Origin of the sequence: Rhodococcus sp. ENV425 (assembly GCF_002887785.1) — a bacterium.
Classification (GTDB): Bacteria; Actinomycetota; Actinomycetes; order Mycobacteriales; family Mycobacteriaceae; genus Rhodococcus; species Rhodococcus aetherivorans.
On the sequence record NZ_PCZU01000236.1, the window covers coordinates 13,518 to 15,111 of the forward strand.

1 protein-coding gene and 1 pseudogene are annotated in these 1,594 nt (G+C 70.9%); both read left to right on the plus strand.

Translation table 11 applies throughout. From position 1 onward, the window contains the following. Positions 1–102: 102 nt before the first annotated feature. Positions 103–1,317 carry a methionine adenosyltransferase gene (gene metK, locus CQZ88_RS20335; protein ID WP_006937654.1) on the plus strand — a complete coding sequence of 405 codons (1,215 nt, stop codon included), beginning with the start codon at positions 103–105 and terminating at the stop codon, positions 1,315–1,317. 21 nt (positions 1,318–1,338) lie between these two features. After that, positions 1,339–1,594: pseudogene (locus tag CQZ88_RS20340) on the plus strand (primosome assembly protein PriA); the annotation flags it as partial.

A 1,594-nucleotide genomic window follows, 5' to 3' on the forward strand; every position in this document is an offset into this window, starting at 1 on the left:
GCGAAAGTCTCGCGCCGGCGCGACCGGAACAGTAGCGTCGCCCATATCGTTGACATCAGTTCGTTCGTTCGAGCTAGACACAACCAGTCGAGAGGGAGTTCCGTGAGCAAGACCGGCGGTCGGCTTTTCACCAGTGAGTCCGTGACGGAGGGGCACCCGGACAAGATCTGTGACGCGATCAGCGACTCCGTCCTCGACGCGCTGCTCACCGAAGACCCTCGCGCCCGTGTCGCGGTCGAGACCCTCGTGACCACGGGGCAGGTGCACGTGGTCGGCGAGGTCACCACCTCGGCCTACGCGGACATCCCGAAGATCGTGCGCGACCGGGTCCTCGAGATCGGGTACGACTCGTCCTCGAAGGGTTTCGACGGCAACTCCTGCGGGGTGAACATCGCCATCGGCGCGCAGTCCCCGGAGATCGCCGGCGGCGTCGACGTCTCGCACGAGGCGCGTTCCGGGGTGCTCACCGACGACGAGGTGGCGCTGCAGGGCGCCGGCGACCAGGGCCTGATGTTCGGCTACGCCTGCTCGGACACCCCGGAACTGATGCCGCTGCCCATCGCGCTGGCGCACCGGCTCTCGCGCCGGCTCACCGAGGTCCGCAAGACCGGGGTGCTGCCGTACCTGCGGCCGGACGGCAAGACCCAGGTCACCATCGAGTACGACGGTGACCGGCCGGTGCGGCTGGACACGGTGGTGATCTCCACCCAGCACGCGGCGGACATCGACCTGAACAACCTGCTCACCCCGGATCTGCGCACCCACGTCGTCGAGGCGGTGCTGGCGGATCCGAGCCTGGCCGGGCTCGACACCGCCGAGGTGCGGCTGCTGGTGAACCCGTCCGGGTCGTTCGTGCTCGGCGGCCCGATGGGCGATGCGGGCCTGACCGGCCGCAAGATCATCGTCGACACCTACGGCGGCATGGCCCGTCACGGTGGCGGCGCGTTCTCGGGCAAGGACCCGTCGAAGGTGGACCGCTCGGCGGCCTACGCGATGCGCTGGGTGGCCAAGACCGCCGTGGCAGCGGGCCTGGCCGGCCGGCTCGAGGTGCAGGTGGCGTACGCGATCGGCAAGGCCGCCCCGGTGGGGCTGTTCGTCGAGACCTTCGGCACCGAGAAGACCGACCCGGCGCGGATCCAGCAGGCGATCACCGAGGTGTTCGACCTGCGGCCCGGCGCGATCATCCGGGACCTGGACCTGCTGCGTCCGATCTACGCGCAGACCGCCGCGTACGGGCACTTCGGCCGCACCGACATCGACCTGCCGTGGGAGAACACGGACCGGGCCGAGAAGCTGCGCGCCGCCGCCGGTCTGTAACCCGCCCCGTCAGGGGTCCGGGTGGCCACCGACAGGACCGCCGCCGAGACGGATCCGGTGGCGCGGATCCTGCCGCTGCTGCCGCTGCCGCATCTCGACCGCGAGTTCGACTATCTGATCCCGCGTGAGCTCGATGCCGAGGCGCGGGTGGGCGTGCGGGTGCGCGTCCGGTTCGCCGGCCGGCTCGTCGACGGCTTCCTGCTGGCCCGGGCCCCGAGCAGCGAGCACACCGGCCGGCTCGGCTGGCTCGACCGGATCGTCTCCCCGGCGGTCGTGC